General features: G+C 66.4%; 16 protein-coding genes. 13 read left to right on the top strand and 3 right to left on the bottom strand.

Going from position 1 to position 16,810, the window contains the following annotated elements; genetic code table 11:
• Positions 1–12: 12 nt before the first annotated feature.
• The 8 genes from M2432_RS08940 (at position 13) to M2432_RS08905 (ending at position 8,357) form a co-directional block, all read left to right on the top strand.
• Positions 13–669: a DUF6676 family protein gene (locus tag M2432_RS08940; protein WP_280826433.1), complete on the top strand. Its 657-nt coding sequence runs from the start codon at positions 13–15 to the stop codon at positions 667–669.
• A 240-nt stretch (positions 670–909) separates the two neighbouring features.
• Positions 910–2,340: an NlpC/P60 family peptidoglycan endopeptidase RipA gene (gene ripA, locus M2432_RS08935; RefSeq protein WP_280826432.1), complete on the top strand. Its 1,431-nt coding sequence runs from the start codon at positions 910–912 to the stop codon at positions 2,338–2,340.
• Positions 2,341–2,455: 115 nt separating this feature from the next.
• Positions 2,456–3,115 carry an NlpC/P60 family peptidoglycan endopeptidase RipB gene (gene ripB, locus M2432_RS08930; protein ID WP_280826515.1) on the top strand — a complete coding sequence of 220 codons (660 nt, stop codon included), beginning with the start codon at positions 2,456–2,458 and terminating at the stop codon, positions 3,113–3,115.
• 186 nt (positions 3,116–3,301) lie between these two features.
• On the top strand, positions 3,302–4,471 hold the full coding sequence (locus M2432_RS08925; protein ID WP_280826431.1) for a MoxR family ATPase: 1,170 nt from the start codon (positions 3,302–3,304) through the stop codon (positions 4,469–4,471).
• Between the two features lie 74 nt (positions 4,472–4,545).
• Positions 4,546–5,469 carry a DUF58 domain-containing protein gene (locus M2432_RS08920; protein ID WP_280826514.1) on the top strand — a complete coding sequence of 308 codons (924 nt, stop codon included), beginning with the start codon at positions 4,546–4,548 and terminating at the stop codon, positions 5,467–5,469.
• A gap of 143 nt (positions 5,470–5,612) precedes the next feature.
• Positions 5,613–6,389: a 3-oxoacyl-ACP reductase FabG1 gene (gene fabG1 / locus M2432_RS08915; protein ID WP_280826430.1), complete on the top strand. Its 777-nt coding sequence runs from the start codon at positions 5,613–5,615 to the stop codon at positions 6,387–6,389.
• A gap of 49 nt (positions 6,390–6,438) precedes the next feature.
• On the top strand, positions 6,439–7,248 hold the full coding sequence (gene inhA, locus M2432_RS08910; RefSeq protein ID WP_280826429.1) for an NADH-dependent enoyl-ACP reductase InhA: 810 nt from the start codon (positions 6,439–6,441) through the stop codon (positions 7,246–7,248).
• A 95-nt stretch (positions 7,249–7,343) separates the two neighbouring features.
• Positions 7,344–8,357 carry a ferrochelatase gene (locus M2432_RS08905; protein WP_280826428.1) on the top strand — a complete coding sequence of 338 codons (1,014 nt, stop codon included), beginning with the start codon at positions 7,344–7,346 and terminating at the stop codon, positions 8,355–8,357.
• A gap of 83 nt (positions 8,358–8,440) precedes the next feature.
• Here M2432_RS08905 and M2432_RS08900 read toward each other — a convergent pair whose 3' ends face one another.
• Positions 8,441–9,280: a hypothetical protein gene (locus tag M2432_RS08900; protein WP_280826427.1), complete on the bottom strand. Its 840-nt coding sequence runs from the start codon at positions 9,278–9,280 to the stop codon at positions 8,441–8,443.
• 60 nt (positions 9,281–9,340) lie between these two features.
• Between M2432_RS08900 and M2432_RS08895 the strand changes: the two genes are divergently transcribed.
• From M2432_RS08895 to M2432_RS08885, 3 genes are read left to right on the top strand one after another with little or no spacing between them, the layout of a single operon-like run.
• The gene (locus tag M2432_RS08895) at positions 9,341–9,772 is read left to right on the top strand and encodes an NfeD family protein (RefSeq protein WP_280826426.1); all 432 of its coding nucleotides are present in this window, start codon (positions 9,341–9,343) and stop codon (positions 9,770–9,772) included.
• Between the two features lie 45 nt (positions 9,773–9,817).
• Entirely contained in the window at positions 9,818–10,966 is a 1,149-nt protein-coding gene (locus tag M2432_RS08890) for an SPFH domain-containing protein (protein ID WP_280826513.1), read from the top strand.
• 3 nt (positions 10,967–10,969) lie between these two features.
• Positions 10,970–11,332 (top strand): DoxX family protein, encoded by a 363-nt coding sequence (locus M2432_RS08885; protein ID WP_280826425.1) that lies wholly within the window; start codon positions 10,970–10,972, stop codon positions 11,330–11,332.
• Positions 11,333–11,337: 5 nt separating this feature from the next.
• Here the strand turns inward: M2432_RS08885 and M2432_RS08880 are convergent, their stop codons facing one another.
• Both M2432_RS08880 and M2432_RS08875 read right to left on the bottom strand, forming a co-directional pair.
• Entirely contained in the window at positions 11,338–11,808 is a 471-nt protein-coding gene (locus M2432_RS08880) for a nitroreductase family deazaflavin-dependent oxidoreductase (RefSeq protein WP_280826424.1), read from the bottom strand.
• A complete protein-coding gene (locus M2432_RS08875; RefSeq protein ID WP_280826423.1) occupies positions 11,805–12,536 on the bottom strand; it encodes a TVP38/TMEM64 family protein in 732 nt (243 codons plus the stop codon). Before M2432_RS08875 ends, M2432_RS08880 begins: the two co-directional genes overlap by 4 nt.
• Before the next feature lie 146 nt (positions 12,537–12,682).
• Between M2432_RS08875 and mutA the strand changes: the two genes are divergently transcribed.
• Positions 12,683–14,560 carry a methylmalonyl-CoA mutase small subunit gene (gene mutA, locus M2432_RS08870; protein ID WP_280826422.1) on the top strand — a complete coding sequence of 626 codons (1,878 nt, stop codon included), beginning with the start codon at positions 12,683–12,685 and terminating at the stop codon, positions 14,558–14,560.
• 1 nt (position 14,561) lies between these two features.
• The gene (gene scpA, locus M2432_RS08865) at positions 14,562–16,808 is read left to right on the top strand and encodes a methylmalonyl-CoA mutase (RefSeq protein WP_280826421.1); all 2,247 of its coding nucleotides are present in this window, start codon (positions 14,562–14,564) and stop codon (positions 16,806–16,808) included.
• Positions 16,809–16,810: the final 2 nt, after the last annotated feature.

Raw genomic sequence — 16,810 nt, 5'->3', positions numbered from 1 at the left:
CCGTTTGCCAACGTGACGATCCACTTCGTACCGGCATTCATCCCTCCTGACGTCTGCGCCACTGTCGGGCAGGATCCGGTGAAGACCCCGGTCGATGTCTGTATGGCGTCGGTGATCGCGCAGGTGCGCGACGGCGGCGTGAGTGCCCCCGGCATAGCACCCGCCAAGCCGGCGACCACTCCGCAGGAAGATCAGCAGAACGCCGACGCGGCCCGGCAGGTCACAGAACTGCGCCAGGTCGTGACTGATGCGAAGGCCAAGGGCATCGATCTGAAGATCGTGGTGCTGCCCACCAGTCCCGGCATTGATACGCCGTTGCGGGACATCAGTGCCGACGTCGGGCATGCATTCCCTGGCGCGACGGTCTTGACTCTCAGCCCACTCTTCGCGGGTGCCTACAGTCCGACGTTCGACCGGGTCACCCTGGAAGCCGGCCAGGACCTGGCCAAAACCGGCAATGCGGTGCAGTCGTCGAAGAATTTCGTCAGCCAACTTGAGACGCCGATTTTCCCGTGGACCACGTTCACCATTGTTGTGATCGTGGGCGTGGTGCTGGCTGCTGTTGGTGCCCGTTTGCTACAGCTGCGGGCCAGGAAGTCGGCAGCGAGCGCTGCTGCGGCAGGAGCGGGCGGGGCCGACAAGGACGCCGAACCGCCGGCCGCTGGTTAGCTGCGTCGAGCGCCCAGCAAATACCAATATCACTATTTGGTCACACTACTTCCAATTACAAACATGTGATTTGTTACTAACGTTTCATTTGTGCAACCTGTGACGTACGGTGCAATTGGTGTCGGATGTTGCAGATGTGATTGCTGCGATTTCTGTGACTTCGGCCCCGACGGATGAGCCCACACTCGCCCGCCTGCCAGCGGGTGGTGGCGCGCTCGAGCCTTAGGAGACCAGAGTCCAATGAGACGCACCATTCGCGCCTCAGCCGTCCGGCTGGGCAGTCGCCTCGGCACCGGATCGCTCGCGTTCGGTGTGATGACGGCCTCGGTATTCAGTTCCGCCCCCGGCATCGCGGCAGCCGAGCCCGGAAGCGCTGAAATCGCCGCCCTGGTGGCCGATGTCGCCACCGCAAACCAGAAGCTGCAGGACCTCGGCGCCTCCATCCAAGGCCAACAGGAAGCGGTCAACAAGGCCATCGACGACGTGCAGACCGCCCGCGACAACGCCGCCGACGCCCAGCAGAACGTCACCACCAGCCAGACCGGCCTCAAAGACGCCAACACTGCCATTGCCGCGGCGCAAGGTCGGTTCGACAAATACGCCGCGTCGACCTATATCAACGGCCCCGCACAGGCGTATGTGACTGCGCGCGACCCGGGCGTGATGATCGACACCGCCGCCGCCGGACAAGCGCTGACCATCAGCTCACAGCAAGCCATCACGGACCTGCAGCGGGCCCGCACCGAGCAGGCCAATCGCGAATCGGCCGCCCGGCTGTCCAAGGAGAAGGCTGACCAGGCCGTCAAGGACGCGCAGGCCAGCCAGGACACTGCGGTCAAGGCGCTGACTGACGCCAAGGCCACCTTTGCTGACCAGCAAACCCAACTCAACCAGCTCACCAGCGCGCGCAACGCCGCCGAGGTCAAGTTGGCGGCCGCCCGCAAGCAGTGGTCGGCCCCCGGTGCCCCGGCCCAACCGGCACCTGCGCAGCCCAGCCCCTATGCCGCGAACTGGGACACCGCGCCCGGCGCTGCTGCCGGCCCTCGCAAATGGGACGACGGCGGTTGGGATCCGACATTGCCCATGATTCCCAGTGCCAACATCCAGGGCGATCCAGTGGCTGTCATCAATAAGGTCCTCGGCGTCACCGCCACCTCGGCACAGGTCACCCAGCAGATGGGCCACAGCTTCCTGCAGAGCCTCGGCCTGGTTCCGGCCCAGGTCACCCAGAACGGTTACACCAATGGGGCCATCCCCAGGGTCTATGGCAAGCAGGCCTCCGAATACGTGATCCGGCGCGCCATGACGCAGATCGGCGTGCCGTACTCCTGGGGCGGCGGCACCGCGGCAGGCCCCAGCCGCGGTATCGACGACGGCGCAGGCACCACCGGGTTCGACTGCTCGGGTCTGATCCTCTACGCCTTTGCCGGCGTCGGCATCAAGTTGCCGCACTACTCGGGCAACCAATACAACATGGGCCGCAAGATCCCCACCTCGCAGGCTCGCCGCGGAGACGTCATCTTCTACGGGCCGGGTGGTAGCCAGCACGTCACGCTGTACCTCGGCGACGGCAAGATGCTGGAAGCGCCCTACACCGGCTCGGACGTGCACATCTCCCCGGTTCGCACTAGTGGCATGACACCGTACGTCGTCCGGTACATCGAATACTGATTTTGCCGTGGCGAGCGAAGCGACGGGAAGAATAGAGGGTATTGCGTTGGAGCGCAGGAATTTTCACCGTAGGAGCGTGCTGGCCGGAGCGGCCGCGCTGACACTGACACTGGTCATGGGACCGGTGCCGTCGGCATTCGCGGACGCAGACGGGGGCGGCGCGTGGGACCCGACGCTGCCCGAAAAAGCCAGCTCGGGAGCGCCCGGCGACCCGGTCGCGATTGCCAACGCTTCCTTCCAGGTGAGCCAATTGGCCATCCAGACCACCCAGAACCTGGGCCAGAGTTTCCTGTCCAGCCTGGGCTTGGGCGGCACGCCGAGCGGCGGTGGCAGTGGGTCCGCCATGATGATGCCCGGCGGACGCGTCGGCGGTAAACAGGCCATCGAATACGTCATCCGACGCGGTGGCTCGCAGATGGGTGTGCCGTATTCCTGGGGCGGCGGCACCCTGACCGGACCTGGGCCCGGGGTGGACTATGACGCCGGCAAGATCGGCTTCGACTGTTCCGGTTTGACTCGGTACGCGTATGCCGGTGTGGGCGTACAGATTCCGAAGTACTCGGGAGATCAGTTCAACACCGGCCGCGCCGTTCCGCCGGCGCAGGCCAAGCGCGGCGACCTGATCTTCTACGGCCCGGGCGGTAGCCAGCACGTCACCATCTACCTCGGCGGCGGCAAGATGTTGGAAGCCTCCGGCAGTGCCGGCAAGGTGACGGTGAGCCCGGTGCGGATGGCGGGGATGTCGCCGCACCTGTCGCGCATCATCGAAACGTGAGCGCACGGGGCCCGGAATCCGGGCCCCGAATCGCCAGGAAACCGGACCCCAACCGAATCGCCCGGAAACCGGGCAACGTCGACGGATCCGGAAGTGCCTGGAATAGTTGATCCAAGGCGCCCGGTCATCCGGCCGGCGGCGCCCGTATCGAGCGTGTCGGATAGTCCCGAGTGGGAGGAATGCTTCATGACGTCACCGAGTGGCCAGCCTCAGAGTTCAGGAGGTTTCCCGGCGCAGGGATATCCCGCGCAGCAGCCACCGGCCGCCGCAGCTCCCACCGGCAACAGCGCACTACAGTCCGAGGTACACACCCTTGAGCGTGCCATCTTCGAGGTCAAGCGCATCATCGTCGGCCAGGATCTGCTGGTCGAGCGCATGCTGGTCGGCCTGCTGTCCAAAGGTCACGTGCTTCTCGAAGGCGTGCCCGGCGTCGCCAAGACGCTGGCCGTCGAGACGTTCGCCAAGGTGGTCGGCGGCTCTTTCGCCCGCATCCAATTCACCCCGGACCTGGTGCCCACCGACATCGTCGGTACCCGCATCTACCGCGTCGGCAAGGAAGAGTTCGACATCGAACTCGGCCCGGTGATGGTCAACTTCCTGCTCGCCGACGAGATCAACCGTGCCCCGGCCAAGGTCCAGTCGGCGCTGCTGGAGGTCATGGCCGAGCGCAAGATCTCCATCGGCGGCAAGACCTTCCTGCTGCCCAGCCCATTCCTGGTGATGGCCACGCAGAACCCCATCGAGCAAGAGGGCGTCTACCAGCTGCCGGAAGCGCAGCGCGACCGCTTCCTGTTCAAGCTCAACGTCGGCTACCCGTCGCCGGAGGAAGAGCGCGAGATCATCTACCGGATGGGCGTCAAGCCGCCGGAGCCCAAGCAGATCCTCACCACGGAGGACCTGCTGCGGCTGCAGGATGTCGCGGCCAACACCTTTGTGCACCACGCCCTGGTTGACTACGTGGTGCGCGTCGTCACCGCTACCCGCGAGCCGGAGAAGTTCGGCATGCCCGACGCCAAGGCCTGGATCGCCTACGGTGCCTCGCCGCGTGCGTCGCTGGGCATCATAAGCGCCTCGCGTGCCCTGGCACTGGTCCGCGGCCGCGACTACGTCATCCCGCAGGACGTCGTCGAGGTCATCCCGGACGTGCTGCGCCACCGCCTGGTGCTCACCTACGACGCCCTGGCCGACGAGATCTCCTCTGAGACGGTGATCAACCGGATTCTGCAGACGGTCGCCCTGCCGCAGGTGAATGCTGTTCCGCAGCAAGGACATTCGGTTCCGCCGGTGATGGCTGGTGCTGCCGCCGCGCCTGCGCCGGCGCCCACTGCTCCGCCCTCGATGGCCACAGGTCGGTGACCACACCCGGGGCTGATCGTTCGGCTCAGCCGACTGTGTCCGATTCTTCGGCTCAGCCGAAGTCCGGCCGCTCTGTGGACCTGCCGTCGCTGCAGCGCGGCCAGATCCGCGACCCCGAGCTGTCGGCCGCACTGCGCAAGCTCGAACTGACCGTCCGGCGCAAGCTCGACGGCGTCCTGCACGGTGATCACCAGGGGCTGATTCCCGGTCCCGGTTCAGAACCCGGCGAGTCGCGGCTCTACCAGCCCGGCGACGACGTGCGCCGCATGGACTGGTCGGTCACGGCTCGAACCACCCACCCGCACGTCCGGCAGATGATCGCCGACCGCGAGCTGGAAACCTGGCTGGTGGTCGACATGTCGGCCAGCTTGGACTTCGGCACCGCCGGCTGCGAGAAACGGGATCTGGCCGTCGCCGCGGCTGCGTCCATCGCGTTCCTCAACAGCGGCGGCGGTAACCGGCTAGGTGCGGTGATCTCCAATGGCGAGATCACGCGCAGGGTGCCGGCGCTGTCGGGCCGGTTGCACGAGCAGGAAGTGCTGCGCGCGATCGCCACGACGCCCAAAGCGCCGACCGGAGTTCGGGGCGACCTCGCTGCCGCCATCGATGCGCTGCGCCGGCCCGAACGCCGGCGGGGCATGGCGGTGATCATCAGTGACTTCCTCGGTCCGATCAACTGGATGCGTCCCTTGCGCGCCATCGCGGGCCGGCACGAGGTGCTGGGCATCGAGATCATCGACCCGCGTGATGTGGAACTGCCCGCGGTCGGTGACGTCGTGCTGCAGGACGCCGAGTCCGGCGTCACCCGCGAATTCACCATCGACGAAGAGCTGCGTGACGACTTCGCCCGGGCCGCTCAGGCCCACCGGGACGAGGTGGCTCGCACCCTTCGGCGCTGTGACGCTCCGCTGCTGACTCTGCGTACCGACCGGGACTGGATCGCCGACGTGGTGCGGTTCGTGGCGAGCCGGCGCCGCGGCGCCATGGCAGCCCGCTGATATTCGTCCTTGAAGTTCAACAATGAGATCGACGTTTTGGCCGGACCCACTCGTACTTTTCGGTCGAAACGTCCGCTTGGGCAACGATGCAACCTTATGTGCCGATTTCGGCGATCTGCGCCGAAGACGATAAGTTGGCGGGCATGAGTGACACCGCTGTCTCTGAAAGTGCCTCCGAAGGTGCCGCCACGGCCGCCGGCGGTCGTCCGGCCTTCGTTTCCCGTTCTGTGCTGGTCACCGGTGGTAACCGGGGCATCGGCCTGGCCATCGCACAGCGCCTGGCCGCCGACGGCCACAAGGTGGCCGTGACGCACCGCGGTTCCGGCGCCCCCGACGGGCTCTTCGGCGTCGAGTGCGACGTCACCGACAACGACGCCGTCGACCGCGCCTTCAAAGAGGTCGAGGAACATCAGGGTCCCGTTGAGGTGCTGGTGTCCAACGCCGGCATCTCGAAGGACGCCTTCCTGATGCGGATGACCGAGGAGCGGTTCCAGGAAGTCATCAACGCCAACCTCACCGGAGCATTCCGGGTGACCCAGCGCGCGTCGCGCAGCATGCAGCGCAAGCGCTTCGGCCGGATCATCTACATCGGCTCGGTCTCCGGTATGTGGGGCATAGGCAACCAGGCCAACTACGCGGCCGCCAAGGCAGGCCTCATCGGCATGGCCCGCTCGATCTCCCGCGAACTGTCCAAGGCCGGCGTCACCGCCAATGTGGTGGCCCCGGGCTACATTGACACCGAGATGACCCGGGCGCTCGATGAGCGGATCCAAGAAGGCGCCCTGGAATTCATTCCCGCCAAGCGGGTCGGCACCGCCGAGGAAGTCGCCGGTGCGGTCAGCTTCCTGGCCTCTGAGGACGCCAGCTACATCGCCGGCGCGGTCATCCCGGTCGACGGCGGCATGGGCATGGGCCACTGAGTCAAAAGCTTTGGCGTACTAGAACTTTCGATTAAAAGGAGTCACCACAATGGCAGGTTTGCTCGAAGGTAAACGGATCCTCGTCACCGGGATCATCACCGACTCGTCCATCGCGTTCCACATCGCGAAGGTCGCGCAGGAACAGGGCGCCGAGCTGGTGCTCACTGGTTTCGACCGGATGAAGCTGATCCAGCGCATCGCCGACCGGCTGCCCAATCCGGCGCCGCTGCTGGAGCTCGACGTGCAGAACGAGGAACACCTGGCCTCGCTCGGCGAGCGCGTCAACGAGGTGATCGGCGCGGGTAACAAGCTCGACGGTGTGGTGCACTCCATCGGTTACATGCCGCAGAGCGGTATGGGCATCAACCCGTTCTTCGACGCGCCGTACGAGGACATCGCCAAGGGTATCCACATCTCGGCGTACTCCTACGCCTCGCTGGCCAAAGCGCTGCTGCCCATCATGAATGAGGGCGGCGGCATTGTGGGCATGGACTTCGACCCCACCCGGGCCATGCCTGCCTACAACTGGATGACGGTTGCCAAGAGCGCGCTCGAGTCGGTCAACCGGTTCGTCGCCCGCGAGGCCGGCAAGTACGGTGTGCGGTCCAATCTTGTTGCGGCAGGCCCGATCCGGACCCTGGCGATGAGCGCTATCGTCGGCGGTGCGCTGGGCGACGAGGCAGGTGCCCAGATGCAGCTGCTCGAAGAGGGCTGGGACCAGCGGGCTCCGATCGGTTGGAACATGAAGGACCCGACCCCGGTCGCCAAGACCGTGTGTGCGCTGCTGTCCGAGTGGCTGCCGGCCACCACCGGCTCGATCATCTACGCCGACGGTGGCGCCAGCACCCAGCTGCTCTGATTTGTTTTTATTCTCCGCCGAAACGGTGTTCCAGCAGGGGTGTACTCGTACTTTTCCTGCTGGAATGCCGTTTCGCCATTTAGGGGGCGCAACTAGTGGACTTTGACGCGGTACTGCTGCTGTCGTTCGGCGGACCCGAGGGACCCGAACAGGTCCGGCCATTCCTCGAGAACGTCACCGGGGGTCGTGGTGTGCCATCGCAGCGGCTGGACGCGGTCGCCGAGCACTACTTGCATTTCGGGGGAGTGTCGCCGATCAACGGCATCAACCGCGCGCTGATCGAGCAGATTCGGGCCCAAATGCCCGATATGCCAGTCTATTTTGGCAACCGGAACTGGGAGCCGTTCGTCGAAGACACCGTTACCGCTATGCGAGACAACGGGGTTCGTCGCGCGGCGGTATTCACCACTTCGGCCTGGGGTGGTTATTCCAGCTGCCGCCAGTATGTCGAGGATATCGCCCGCGGGCGCGCGGCTGCCGGCCCGGATGCGCCCGAGTTGGTGAAGCTGCGCCAGTACTTCGACCATCCGCTGTTCGTCGAGATGTTCGCCGACGGCATCCACGCGGGCTTTGCGCAGTTGCCCGCCGAGTTGCGTGCCGGCGCGCGGGTGGTGTTTACCGCGCACTCCATCCCGGTGGCGGCCGACGAGCGGCACGGGCCGCAGCTGTACAGCCGGCAGGTCGGGTACGCCACCCGACTGGTCGCGGCAGCTGCCGGCGTGACCGAGTACGACCAGGTGTGGCAGTCCAGATCCGGACCACCGCAGGTGCCATGGCTCGAGCCGGATGTCGGAGATCACCTGGCCGCCTTGGCTTCTGGTGGGACGAAAGCCGTCGTCGTGTGTCCCGTCGGGTTTGTCGCCGACCACATCGAGGTAGTCTGGGACCTTGATGACGAGCTGGCGACGCAGGCCCGTGAGGCTGGAATCACGTTGGTGCGCACCGCAACCCCTGGCGCCGGCCCCCGATTCGCCCGGCTGGCAGCATCTTTGGTCCACGAAGTGCAGACTGGTTCCGCGCCGGCCCAGGTATCGGGTCCGGATCCGGTTCCCGGCTACGGATTCAGCATCAACGGCGCACCCTGCTCACCCCACTGCTGCGGTGCCTGACTGCGTCCAATCGGGCAAACGGGCCGCAAAAGTCGAGTGGCGGAGGCCAATTCGTCGATTTCGGCGTAGGCCGACGGGCTAGCTCAGTATCTTTCCCAGGCCGAATGCATGATCGCTCCGACCGCCGCCAGTCGGGCAGAACGCACCACGTCGGCCAATGGCCGCACGGCATCACCGGCGAGCTGCATCTCCGATGCGCTCTGCAGGCCGATCGGTGCCAGCCCGGCGCCCACCGTGACGATCGCGTCGACGTGCGCCGCGGTCTCCAGCACCCGGACCGCGCGCGGCGGGGCATGATCGGGCAGGCGGTGCAGATGGCCGGCTTCGATCAGCTGTTCGACCATCGCCCGTGGATCATCGACGTCGGCACCCGGCTCGGCCCGCAGCCGGTTCAGTGCCTCGGCGGCTGAGCGCACGGCTTCGCGCAGCCGGTACTCCTCCTCGGCGAGGTCGAAGTGCGGCGTAGCCGGCGCCGACGACAGCGAGTACACCGTCCAGGACAGTGCGCTCACTTCAGCTTCGTCGGTCTCGTCCTCGTACTCGAAGTCGGGCACCATGCCGACGGCCTCACCGAGGGCCGAGCTGATCACCACTGCCTCGCCCGCGCCGATGGCGTCGGTCTGGAAGCGGGTTCCGGGCGCCAGGCCGCGCACGTCACCCGGCACGGGCAGCAGCAGGTGAAAGGCGGGTTCCGAGCGCGTGGCGCCGGCGGCCGAGCGCAATGTCTGCAGCAGTGTCACGCCACCGAAGTTGGTCAGATCCGGCCACGGCAGGCCGGTGCGGGTGGCTGCTGTGGCGTCATATGCGGCGACGGAATGTCGTGGTGCCCAAAGGGATAGTGCGTCAAGGACGTCGTCGGGCGCGGCCAGCCCGGCCTGCCAGGCGTTGGCCCACACCGCTAGAGAAACACTCGGGCACCACATGATCCACGCAGTGTAATTCGCTGCAGGCTCGTCGGCGCACAAGGCGCTAGGCTGGTTTGCATGCCGGTGCCGTTGCTGTGGCTCATTCTGGCGATCGGTCTTGCCGGCGCCGAGGCACTCACCGGCGACATGTTCCTGTTGATGCTCTCCGGCGGCGCGCTGACCACCGCCGGCATAAGTTGGGCTGCCGGTTGGCCTATCTGGGCCGATGGTCTGACCTTCCTGGTCGTCTCGGTGCTGCTGGTGGTGCTGGTCCGTCCGGCTCTGCGCCGCCGATTCGCTGCCGCAGGCCTGCCCGAGCCGGTGAAGGCGTTGGAGGGCAAGACCGCCCTCGTGCTCGATCGGGTGGCCCGCCATGAAGGGCAGGTGAAACTCGACGGCGAGATCTGGACGGCTCGCCCATTCGATGACAACGATGTATTTGAACCCGGCGATCACGTCACGGTGATGCGGATCGACGGTGCGACAGCCGTGGTGTTCAAGACCATCTGAGAGCAAGAGGAGCTCAAATTGACTGGTGCGCTTGTCCTTCTGGTGATGCTGGTGGTACTCGCCATAGTGGTGGTCGCCAAATCGGTGGCGCTGATCCCGCAGGCCGAGGCGGCGGTCATCGAACGGCTGGGCCGGTACAGCAAGACCGTGTCCGGACAGTTGACCCTGCTGCTCCCGTTCGTCGACAAGATCCGGGCGCGGGTGGACCTGCGTGAGCGGGTGGTGTCGTTCCCGCCGCAGCCTGTCATCACCGAGGACAACCTGACGGTCAACATCGACACCGTCGTGTACTTCCAGGTCACTAGCCCGCAGGCCGCGGTCTACCAGATCAGCAACTACATCGTCGGCGTCGAGCAGCTGACCACCACCACGCTGCGAAATGTGGTCGGTGGCATGACCCTGGAACAGACGTTGACCAGCCGTGACCAGATCAACGCCCAATTGCGCGGCGTGCTGGACGAGGCCACGGGCCGCTGGGGTCTGCGGGTGGCCCGGGTGGAGCTGCGCAGCATCGATCCGCCGCCGTCCATCCAGGATTCGATGGAAAAGCAGATGCGCGCCGACCGTGAGAAGCGCGCCATGATCCTCACCGCCGAGGGCACCAGGGAGGCGTCCATCAAGCAGGCCGAGGGTCAGAAGCAGTCACAAATCCTGGCGGCCGAAGGCGCCAAGCAGGCGGCGATCCTGGCTGCAGAGGCGGACCGGCAGTCCCGCATTCTGCGGGCCCAGGGCGAACGCGCCGCCCAGTACCTGCAGGCCCAAGGTCAGGCCAAGGCCATCGAGAAGACGTTCGCGGCGATCAAGGCGGGCAGGCCCACTCCGGAGCTGCTGGCGTACCAGTACCTGCAGACCCTGCCGCAGATGGCAAAGGGTGAGGCCAACAAGGTCTGGGTAGTGCCCAGCGACTTCGGTTCGGCGCTACAGGGCTTTACCAAACTGCTCGGCGCGCCCGGCGAAGACGGGGTGTATCGCTACACGCCGTCACCGGTCGAGACCGATCTGCCCAAGCCTGACGATGACGCCGCCGAGGTGGCCGACTGGTTCTCCACCGAGACCGACCCGGCGATCGCCCAGGCGGTCGCCAAAGCCGAGGCCGAGGCCCGCACGCCGGTACAGCCGGGCTACAGTGCCCAACCGTTGCCTGCGCCCAAGGCGCCCCAGATCGAACCCCCGGCCGGACAACACACGAGGTAACCGATGAGTGTTCTGACTTCCCCCAAAACCTATGTGGCACTGGCGCTTTTCCAGGCAGGTGACGCCGCTGCGGTTGCGGTTCCGCTCGCGCCCGTCCAGAAGGCGCTCACCGACGTGAACTTCCCGCTGGAGCAGCGGTGGGTGCTGGTCGGCGCCAAGGCCGCGTCGGCCGTCGGTCTGCTTGCGGCACACCGCTTCCCTGCGCTGGGCCGGCTCACCACGGCCATGTTGGCGCTGTACTTCACCCTGGCCCTTACCGCGCACATTCGGGCCCACGACAAGCCGCAGAACATGGCGCCGGCGGTGATGTTCCTGGCGTTGTACGGCGCGCTGGCGGCGGTGGGGCCGAAGGGTTCTGAGGCCTAACTTCTTTAACGCTGCAGCCGCAGTTCGACCATCGGCAGGGGAATGTCGGTATCGCCAATGGGTTGCCCGAGGGTTTCTTCGACGACGTGCCTGAACTGTTCCCAGTATCTGGGGTGACGGGTTCGGTAAGCGTCGAGTGCCTGGTCGGCGGCCTGCTGATCCAGCACGTGCGCGACGGCCGTCGCGGGCGGATGGTTGCCGATCCACACCTTGACGTTCGGGTTGGCGCAGATGTTGAGGAACCACTGGGCTTTTGTGCCGAAACCTGAAGCGACGACGTAGGTTTCGGTGCTCGGCCGACCGACGACCTCCAGCACCACGTAGCGGCGAATACCCGACGTACGGCCCAGGTGCTCGAGCATCAGCATCCGGGACCCCAGCAGAGCGCCGGCGCGGGCGCGGTACAGCCAGATCGGCGCGCGGACCAGGCGGCGGTTACGCAGGAGCCGGGCGCCGAGACCGCCGAGGGCGGTCATTGGCTGGAGCTCACCGCGTCCCGCGTCACTGCGGTGCGGTCTGTGCGCCTGTGCAGCCGAATCTCGTAAATCAACCCGGCAATGCCGATGCTTGCGGTGCTCAGCGACACCAGAAGCAGCGACGGGCTGAGCCGCCCAGTCAGTGCGTCACCGAGGATGACGACCGCAGCCGTCCCGGGGAGCAGGCCGATGAAGGTGGCGATGGCGTAGGGCAGCACCCGTACCGATGAGGCGCCAGCTGCGTAGTTCAGCACCGAGAACGGCACCGCCGGGATCAGCCGCATCGACAGGATCGAGGCCCAACCCCGCTCACGCAGCCGCGCGTCGAGGGCGCCGATGTTCTTGTGTGAAAGCTTGCTCAACTGCCAACCCAGCACGCGCACCAGCCACAAGGCGATCAGTGCGCTCGCCGTGCTGGCCACCACGGCCAGCGCCACACCCACCAACGGGCCGAACAGTAACCCGGCCGCCAGGGTGAAGGCGGTGCGCGGAAACGGCAGCACTGTGATCAGCGTGTGGGCGGCCAGAAAAGCCAATGGAAACCATGGCCCGACCGAGGTAGCCCAGTCGCGCATCACCACCGCACTGGGCAGCGGAACCCAGATACCAACTGCGACGAGAATCACAATTGCTGCGGTGAAGCCCGTGGCACGGCGCAACGGCATCTGCGCAGCGGTGGCCTGGACCGCGGCGAAAACCGTACGCAACGCGCTGACAACGGAGTTCACGGTGTCCAAGGGTACGGGGCGACCGGCGAATAACCGGTTTCCGGGCCATGACCATTGGGCGGACCACGGCACCAACCCGTGACTGCGATCATTTAGCCTGAGTTCTCGGGTGATAAGTCACACGCTGCGACAACACAGGAGAAGCGGTGTCCGAACAGACTGGGGCCAGCGCCGGCACCATCGAAGCCGATCGCGATACGTGGCGGGTCGGCGTCGCCGGGGTGCTGGCCAAGAGCACACGCAAAGATCCCGCCGAGCTGGGGCCCGAACCCGAGCGGCTGCTCGACTCGCCGACCTATGACGGATTTCCGGTTCGGCCGCTGTACACAAGCCTGGACGGGCTGCCCGAGCCGTCGCTGCCCGGGCAGTGGCCGTTCACCCGCGGCGGCGACGCCGATCGCGACGTGCTGTCCGGTTGGAAGGTCGCCGAGTCGTTCCCGATCGATCCGAGCGCTGACGCCGGCACCGTCAACGGGGCCGTGCTACTCGCCCTCACCGACGGCACCAGCGCATTGGCCGTCCGGGTCGGCGCGGACGGGGTTGTGGTCGACGAACTGGACCGGGTTTTCGAGGGTGTCTTCCTGGATCTGGTGCCGGTGATCCTGGACGCCGGCACCGACTACGCCGCCGCCGCCGAACAACTGCTGGCCCTGCTGCAGGCGTTCGATGCCGAGCAACGGGCGCGGCTGTCGATCGACCTGGGCGCTGACCCGCTGACCGCGCCGCTGTCCGGCACAGCGTCGGCCTCCGAACAGGACGTGCTGGCCACTGCTGCCAAGCTGGTTCAGTTCGACGGGGGAGTGCGCGCCATCACGGTCGACGCGGCCGCCCTGCACAACCTGGGGGCCAGCGCGTCGCTGGAACTCGCCGGTGCGATCGCTGCCGGCGTCGCCTACCTGCGACTGCTCACCGCGGGCGGGCTGAGTTCCGCCGATGCGTTACGGCAGATCAGCTTCCGGTTCGCCGCATCCGACGATCAGTTCGAGACTATCGCGAAACTCCGTGCGGCGCGCCAGCTTTGGGCCCGGGTGGCCGAGGTGGTCGGTGACATCACCGCCGGCGGTGCCGGCAATACGAGAGACGCTGGTGCGGCAACAATTCACGCCGTCACTTCGAAAGCCATGATGTCGCAGCGTGATCCGTGGGTGAACATGCTGCGCACCACGCTGGGCGCCTTCGCTGCCGGCGTGGGTGGCGCCGACGTCGTGTTGGTGGAGCCCTTCGACGCTGCCATCGATGGCGGATTGGCGGGCATCGCAGCCACTTTCAGCCGCCGGATGGCCCGCAACACCCAGTTGTTGCTGCTGGAGGAATCGCACCTGGGCCGGGTCAGCGACCCCGCGGGTGGTTCCTGGTTCGTCGAGGACTTCACGGAGCAGTTGGCGCAGGAGGCCTGGAAGCGCTTCCAGGAGCTGGAATCGGCAGGCGGATTCGTCGCGGCGCGGGACCAGCTGGTCGCCGAGATCGCGGCGGTCGCCGCCCGTAGGGCCGATGACATCGCACACCGCCGCACCGCGCTCACCGGTATCAATGAATTCCCAAATCTGTCGGAAGCTCCACTCGCGCAGAGTGATTCGTTCACCGGAGTGATCCGGTACGCGGCGGCCTTCGAGGCCCTGCGGGACCGCTCGGATGCCTTCCTGGCCAAGACCGGAAAGCGGCCCCAGGCGGTGCTGCTGCCGGTCGGTCCGCTCGCCGAGCACAATGTGCGGACCACGTTCGCTTCGAACCTGTTGGCATCGGGCGGTATCGAGGCGGTGAACCCCGGCACTGTGGACGCCGCAGGCGTGGCGGCGGTCGCCGACGGGCACGTTGCCGCGGTGGTCTGCGGCACTGACGCGCGGTACGGCGCGGAGGCGTCCGGGGTGGTCAAGGCTGCCCGCGATGCCGGTGTCGTGCACATCTACCTTGCAGGGCCGGAGAAGGCGGTGGCTGAGGACGCCGACAAGCCGGACGAGTACCTGACCATGAAAATCGATGCCGTCGAAGCGCTTTCGACCCTGCTCACCCGATTGGGAGCCTGAGATGACAGTCTCTGATGTCACCGCCATCGGCAGCTTCGCCGAGGTACCGCTGAACGGTGAGCGCACCGCACAGCCGGCGACCGCACCCGCCGTCGCCGCCCACGTCGCCGGTGCAGCCAAGGCCCACGGCTACACCGCCGAGCAATTGACCTGGTCCACCCCTGAGGGCATCGACGTCAAGCCAGTGTATGTCGCCGAGGACCGCGATGACGCTGCCGCCCAAGGCTATCCGCTGGACACTTTCCCGGGTGCCCCGCCGTTCATCCGCGGGCCGTACCCGACTATGTACGTCAACCAGCCCTGGACCATCCGCCAGTACGCGGGCTTCTCCACCGCTGCCGAGTCCAATGCGTTCTACCGGCGCAACCTGGCCGCGGGGCAGAAGGGCCTGTCGGTGGCGTTCGACCTGGCCACCCACCGTGGCTACGACTCTGACCATCCGCGGGTGCAGGGTGACGTCGGAATGGCCGGTGTGGCTATCGATTCCATCCTGGACATGCGTCAGCTCTTTGACGGCATCGATTTGGGTAGCGTCAGCGTGTCGATGACCATGAACGGCGCGGTGCTGCCGATCCTGGCGCTGTACGTGGTGGCCGCCGAGGAGCAGGGGGTGGCGCCGGAGAAGCTGGCCGGGACCATCCAGAACGACATCCTCAAAGAGTTCATGGTCCGCAACACCTACATCTATCCGCCGAAGTCGTCGATGCGGATCATCTCGGACATCTTCGCTTACACCAGTACCAAGATGCCGAAGTTCAACTCCATCTCGATTTCCGGCTATCACATCCAAGAGGCCGGTGCCACAGCCGATTTGGAGCTGGCGTACACGCTGGCCGACGGTGTCGAGTACATCAGGGCCGGGCTGGACGCGGGTCTGGACATCGACAAGTTCGCACCGCGGCTGAGCTTCTTCTGGGGCATCGGCATGAACTTCTTCATGGAGGTCGCCAAGCTGCGCGCCGGCCGGCTGCTGTGGAGCGAGCTGGTTTCGCAGTTCAACCCGAAGAGCGACAAGTCCCTGTCGCTGCGCACCCACTCGCAGACCTCCGGCTGGTCGCTGACCGCCCAGGACCCGTTCAACAATGTGGCGCGGACCTGCATCGAGGCCATGGCCGCCACCCAGGGGCACACCCAGTCGCTGCACACCAACGCTCTTGACGAGGCGCTGGCGCTGCCGACCGACTTCTCGGCCCGCATCGCCCGCAACACCCAGCTGCTGCTGCAGCAGGAATCTGGCACCACCCGGCCCATCGATCCGTGGGGCGGCTCGTATTACGTCGAGTGGCTGACCCATCAGCTGGCCGAGAAGGCCCGCGCCCACATCAAGGAAGTCGCCGAGCACGGCGGCATGGCGCAGGCGATCGATGAGGGCATCCCGAAGTTGCGCATCGAAGAGGCCGCTGCGCGGACCCAGGCCCGCATCGACTCGGGTGCCCAGACAGTGATCGGCGTCAACAAGTATCAAGTCGACGAGGACCAGGAGATCGAGGTCCTCAAGGTCGAGAACAGCCGGGTGCGCGCCGAGCAGCTCGCCAAGCTGGAGCAGCTGCGCGCAGACCGGGACGAGGCCGCCACCCAGGCCGCGCTGGCCGAACTGACTCGTGCCGCAGGCGAATCCGGGGGCGCCAATCTCGACAACAACTTGATGGCGCTGGCCATAAACGCGGCCCGTGCAAAGGCCACCGTCGGCGAGATCTCCGATGCGCTGGAGAAGGTCTACGGCCGCCACCAGGCTGAGATCCGCACCATCGCCGGGGTCTACCGCGACGAAGTCGGAAGGGCCGGAAACGTGAGCACCGCAACGGAATTGGTCGAAAAGTTCGCCGAGGCGGATGGCCGCCGGCCACGCATCCTGGTCGCCAAGATGGGCCAGGACGGCCACGACCGCGGCCAGAAGGTGATCGCGACCGCATTCGCCGACATCGGCTTCGACGTCGATGTGGGCTCCCTGTTCTCGACCCCGGACGAGGTGGCCCGTCAGGCCGCCGACAACGACGTGCACGTCGTCGGTGTGTCGTCGCTGGCCGCCGGTCACCTGACCCTGGTGCCGGCGCTGCGGGACGCCCTGGCGGAGGTGGGCCGTCCGGACATCATGGTGGTGGTCGGTGGCGTCATCCCGCCGGGTGACTTCGACGAGCTCTACCAGGCCGGTGCCGCGGCGATCTTCCCGCCGGGCACGGTGATCGCCGATGCCGCGATCGGCCTGCTGAACAAGCTCGCCGCGCGTCTCGGCTACCAGCTGAGCTAGGG

This window comes from Mycobacterium sp. OTB74, from assembly GCF_029892685.1.
GTDB lineage: Bacteria > Actinomycetota > Actinomycetes > Mycobacteriales > Mycobacteriaceae > Mycobacterium.
Note: the sequence above shows the minus strand (reverse complement) of the source record. Positions and strands in the feature narration are given on the sequence as shown.

What these genes read in the sequence shown, in the direction of transcription:
- ripA (WP_280826432.1), top strand. Translation starts at nt 910, where the DNA reads ATGAGACGCACCATTCGCGCCTCAGCCGTCCGGCTGGGCAGTCGCCTC.
- ripB (WP_280826515.1), top strand. Translation starts at nt 2,456, where the DNA reads ATGGGACCGGTGCCGTCGGCATTCGCGGACGCAGACGGGGGCGGCGCG.
- M2432_RS08925 (WP_280826431.1), top strand. Translation starts at nt 3,302, where the DNA reads ATGACGTCACCGAGTGGCCAGCCTCAGAGTTCAGGAGGTTTCCCGGCG.
- fabG1 (WP_280826430.1), top strand. Translation starts at nt 5,613, where the DNA reads ATGAGTGACACCGCTGTCTCTGAAAGTGCCTCCGAAGGTGCCGCCACG.
- inhA (WP_280826429.1), top strand. Translation starts at nt 6,439, where the DNA reads ATGGCAGGTTTGCTCGAAGGTAAACGGATCCTCGTCACCGGGATCATC.
- M2432_RS08900 (WP_280826427.1), bottom strand. Translation starts at nt 9,280, where the DNA reads ATGTGGTGCCCGAGTGTTTCTCTAGCGGTGTGGGCCAACGCCTGGCAG.
- M2432_RS08895 (WP_280826426.1), top strand. Translation starts at nt 9,341, where the DNA reads ATGCCGGTGCCGTTGCTGTGGCTCATTCTGGCGATCGGTCTTGCCGGC.
- M2432_RS08890 (WP_280826513.1), top strand. Translation starts at nt 9,818, where the DNA reads ATGCTGGTGGTACTCGCCATAGTGGTGGTCGCCAAATCGGTGGCGCTG.
- M2432_RS08885 (WP_280826425.1), top strand. Translation starts at nt 10,970, where the DNA reads ATGAGTGTTCTGACTTCCCCCAAAACCTATGTGGCACTGGCGCTTTTC.
- M2432_RS08880 (WP_280826424.1), bottom strand. Translation starts at nt 11,808, where the DNA reads ATGACCGCCCTCGGCGGTCTCGGCGCCCGGCTCCTGCGTAACCGCCGC.
- scpA (WP_280826421.1), top strand. Translation starts at nt 14,562, where the DNA reads ATGACAGTCTCTGATGTCACCGCCATCGGCAGCTTCGCCGAGGTACCG.